At 74.1% G+C, this 4,234-nt stretch carries 4 protein-coding genes; 2 read left to right on the top strand and 2 right to left on the bottom strand.

Annotation, left to right across the window (positions count from 1 at the left end; all coding sequences use genetic code 11):
- Both I59_RS08730 and I59_RS08725 read right to left on the bottom strand, forming a co-directional pair.
- Positions 1–302: AMP-binding protein (locus I59_RS08730; protein ID WP_031273427.1), on the bottom strand; the 302-nt coding region annotated here is incomplete at its 3' end.
- A 148-nt stretch (positions 303–450) separates the two neighbouring features.
- On the bottom strand, positions 451–2,874 hold the full coding sequence (locus I59_RS08725) for an Ig-like domain-containing protein (RefSeq protein WP_148286144.1): 2,424 nt from the start codon (positions 2,872–2,874) through the stop codon (positions 451–453).
- A gap of 282 nt (positions 2,875–3,156) precedes the next feature.
- Between I59_RS08725 and I59_RS08710 the strand changes: the two genes are divergently transcribed.
- Together I59_RS08710 and I59_RS08705 are read left to right on the top strand one after the other, a co-directional pair.
- Entirely contained in the window at positions 3,157–3,723 is a 567-nt protein-coding gene (locus I59_RS08710; protein WP_148286145.1) for a LemA family protein, read from the top strand.
- A 28-nt stretch (positions 3,724–3,751) separates the two neighbouring features.
- Positions 3,752–4,234: M48 family metalloprotease (locus I59_RS08705; RefSeq protein ID WP_022903540.1), on the top strand; the 483-nt coding region annotated here is incomplete at its 3' end.

The following is a 4,234-nucleotide window of genomic DNA, read 5'->3' as shown; positions in this document are numbered from 1 at the left end:
CGAGAGACCGCGCCGATGCGGTGGCACGCGAGGTAGGTGATGGCGAACTCGGGGCCGTTGAAGAGCTCGACCATGACGACCGACCCGGTCGTCGCGCCGTGGCGGAGGAGCCACCCGCCGACGCGGTCGACGGCGTCGCCGAGCTCGGCGTAGGTCCAGGAGCGGTCGGTGTCCGGGTCGCGGAGGGCCGGGCGGTTCGCGAAGCGGTGCCGGTTCCGTGCGAAGCCGTTCGCGTAGGTGTAGCTGCCCTCGAAGACCTCCCGGAAGCGCGTCGGGTCGTAGTCGGAATGGGTGTCGGTCATCGTCGCTCCCTGGACGTTCCTCGTGCGTTCGCACACCGATCGTCAGCGTATCCGCGGTGGTCCCCCGGCGTCAGGACGGCGCCGAGGCGTGCGCCGGGGATGCGCGGGCGTCAGGACGCCGAGCGCCGGAGCGCCGCAGCGCCGCGCGTCACGACGGCGCGGTGGCGTCCGCGCGGGCCCACAGGCGAGCGGCCACGGCGGCGGCGATGCTCAGGACGACGGCGACGACCCACGCGGCCGGGGCGACGTGGGTGCCCGTGCTACCGGAGTACACGGCGGCCGCGAGCGCGGTGGCGACCAGGACGAGCGCGGCGTACCGGCCGCGCGCCCCGGCGAGCAGCGCGGCGCCCGCCGACCCCGTGAACGGCAGGAGCGACACGACGGCGGCACCGAGGCCACCGACGCACAGGGTGATCGCGACGTCCGAGACGAGCGACGTCCAGAAGCCGCCACGACCCGCGACGCTGTGCACACCCCACCCGGCGACGGCGAGCACGAGCAACGCCGCCGACCGCCACGTGGCACCACGGAGACGGCCCGCGACCTCCGAGCCGAGACGCATCGGTCCGGTGCCGAGGTCCGCTCGACCCGTGGGCACGAGGACGACGCCGACGACGAGGGCGGGGGAGAGGTCCCCCGCGCGGGTCAGCGCGCACGCGACGAGGGCGGCCAGCACGAGCACGGGCGACACGCGGTGACCGACGAGGTGCCGGTCGTGACCGGCAGCCCAGCGGGTGGCGAGCACGAACGCCGCGGTGAGCAGCGCTGAGCCGACGGCCACCGCGACCGCGAGTCGGACGTAGCGGGCCTCGAGCGAGATCCCGGTCCCGAGCACCGTGCACAGCGTGGCGATGGTCACGGAGGACACGACGGAGACCCAGGTCGGCAGGGCGTCCTCGGCGCCGGAACGCCCGGTGCGGGGGCGGTTGCGGCCGAGGAGCGCAGCGAACGGCGATCGGATGCGCCCGCGTGCCACCCCGGCGACGACCGCGAGCGGCGCAGCGATGAGGACGAGGAAGCCCGCGGCGACCGCGGTCGCGATCACGACCGTTCGCCAGGAGAACACCGACTGGATGGTCGGGACGGCCTGGTCGTAGGCGGTGCGGGCGCTCCAGTCGCCAGCGGGCCCCGACCAGTCCAGGCCACGGCCGCCCGACGCGCCGGCGTTCGGACCCGAGCCGGACGAGCCCGCAGCGGCACCACCGGTCGTCGAGCCGTCGTGACCGCCGTCGGAACTCCCGCCGGCGGGACCGGTGCCGGACGGCTCGCTGCCGTCCGGTCCGTGGCCGCTCGCGGCTCCCGTGGTGGTCCCGGCGCCGGTGATCGGCCCGGGTGTCCCGGTCCCGCTGCCCGTCGTCGCCGTGGGCCCCGCGGACGCGACGGTCACGACGACCGCGACCGGGGTCGACGACCGCGAGGTGTTCCCTGCGGCGTCACGTTGCAGCGCCGTGAGGGAGTGGGCGCCCGGCCGGACGACGGAGCGCGCCGTCGAGCACGCCCACGTGCCGTCGGCGGACACCGTCGCGATGCACACGGGGGAACGATCGACCGCCACCGTGACCACGGCGCGGGGCTCGCCGGAGCCGGACACCACCAGGGGTTGCGTCCGGACCCGGTCGCCGGCGCCCGGGTCGAGGATGCGCGGGGCGGCCGGGTCGGTGCGGTCGAGCGTCAGCGTCCGCGGGGCGGAGACCGCGCTCCGGAGGTCGGAACGGTAGCCGGTCGCGGTGCTCGCGGTCTGGCTCGCGACGAGTTCGAGGCGACCGTCGCGGACGCTCCGGGGGAGCGACACGGTCCAGCGGCCGTCGGCGCCGACGGTGGCGTCCCACTCGGCCGAGGACCCGGCAGCGCTCACCGTGACCCGTGCTCCGGCCCGGCCGTCACCGGCGACGGTGCCGTTCGACGTCCCCGTGGTCGCGAGCGTCGGCGGGGTGATGACGTCGGAGGATGGGGCGGCGGCGGAACCGAGGGACGGCGCATCGGTGTCGGTCGCGGTGAACACCTGGGCAGGGCCGGAGGTCACCGTCCCGAGGCATGCCCACGTCCCGTCGCGACCGACGACGGTGGAGCAGGAGACTGCCCGGCCGGAGGCCACGCGCACGTGGTGGCCCGGTGTCCCGGTCCCGTGGAACCGGGCCGTGCCGGTGGTGATGTCGCCCGGGTCGGCGATGGTCGGCGCGACCGGCGGGGTGGACGAGGGCGGGTTCGTGGGCGTCGGGTGGCCGAAGACCGGGCCCGTGGGGGTGTCCGACGGGTCCGGCGTCGCGCCGGGCAGGAAGTCGCCGTCGCCGCCGCCCTCGTCCGCGGTCGTCGTGCTGCGCTGTGCGGCGGTGGCGGCATCCCGTGCGGTCGTGGTGCTCACCGTCGCGGAGCCGGCGCCCGGCGTGGCGGTGCTCGGCGTGGTGGCGGCGCTCGCTGCTGGCGCGATCACGAAACCGGCGAGGACCGCCGCGACCGCCAGCGTGGTCGAGACGATCACGGTCCGCTTCCGGCGGGCCGCCGCCGTCGGGGGACGCCGGACGGGGCCGTCGCCCCCGACGGCCCGCTCCACGTTCTCCCCGGGCGTGTTCACCGGTCCCATCCCACGCGAAGACGGCTCGTTGGTCAATCCGCCTCGCGGATGATCCCGTGGGCGCGGGCCGAGCCCGAACGCCCGGTGTGCGCGACTCGGGAATCGCCCGTGAACCAGCAAGCGGGACTCGGACGGGTGCTGAGCGTCGGTAGACTCTGCGGTGGTCCCGCGCGACCGCCGAACGGCCGTTCCCGGTCGTCCCCGTCGCCCGGACCAGCCCGACCGCGGTCACCGCGCGGTTCCCGACGCGCAAAGGAGTACGCCCGCATGGACACCGGACTCATCACGACGCTGATCGTCGTCGGAGTGGTGGTGGTCGTCCTCGTGGTCATCGGGATCTACCTCTGGGTGACGTACAACTCGCTCGTCACGCTGAAGGTCCGGGTCGACGAGGCCTGGAGCGACATCTCGGTGCAGCTCAAGCGGCGAGCCGACCTCATCCCGACCATCGTCGACACGGTCAAGGGCTACGCCGCCCACGAGAAAGCGGTCTTCACGGACGTGACCGCCGCGCGCGCCGAGACCCTCAGCGCCGGCGACGCGAATGCCGCCTCCGCTGCCGAGGGCCACATGCAGAAGGCCCTCAAGAGCGTGTTCGCGGTCGCCGAGGGCTACCCGCAGCTCCAGTCGAGCCAGAACTTCCTGCAGCTGCAGTCGGAACTGGTCGACACCGAGGACAAGATCCAGTCCGCCCGCCGCTTCTACAACGGCGGGGTCCGTGAGCTGAACACGAAGATCCGCGTCTTCCCGAACTCCGCCTTCGCGAAGAACCGGGGCTTCACCGAGGCGTCGTTCTTCGAGACCGCGGAACCGGCGGCGATCGCCGAGCCCCCGCGCGTCCAGTTCTGACCCGGACGACCGACCGCAGCGCCCGGCCGTGTACCGCGCGATCGCGCAGAACAAGCGCAACACCGTCCTGATCGTCCTGGTCTTCCTGCTGCTCGTCGGCGCCCTCGGGTTCCTCGGCGGGTACCTCGCGGGCAACGTCTCCATCGGTGTCATCGTGCTCGTCGTGGCGATCGGGTACGCGGTGCTGCAGTACTTCACCGCCGCTCGCCAGGCCACGGCCATCGCGGGCGGCGTCGAGATCGACCGGACGACCGAACCCCGGCTGTGGCGGACGGTCGAGAACCTCGCGATCGCGACGGGCATGCCCATGCCCCGGGTGTACGTGGTCGACGATCCGTCCCCGAACGCCTTCGCGACCGGGCGCGACCCCGAGCACGCCGTCGTCGCCGCGACCACGGGACTGCTCGGGATCATGGACGACCAGGAACTCGAGGGCGTCATGGCGCACGAGCTCGGGCACGTCCGGAACTACGACATCCGCGTCTCGACGATGGTCTTCGGGCTCGTCGTC

Origin of the sequence: Curtobacterium sp. B8, from assembly GCF_000333315.1 — a bacterium.
Taxonomy (GTDB): domain Bacteria; phylum Actinomycetota; class Actinomycetes; order Actinomycetales; family Microbacteriaceae; genus Curtobacterium; species Curtobacterium luteum.
Note: the sequence above shows the minus strand (reverse complement) of the source record. Positions and strands in the feature narration are given on the sequence as shown.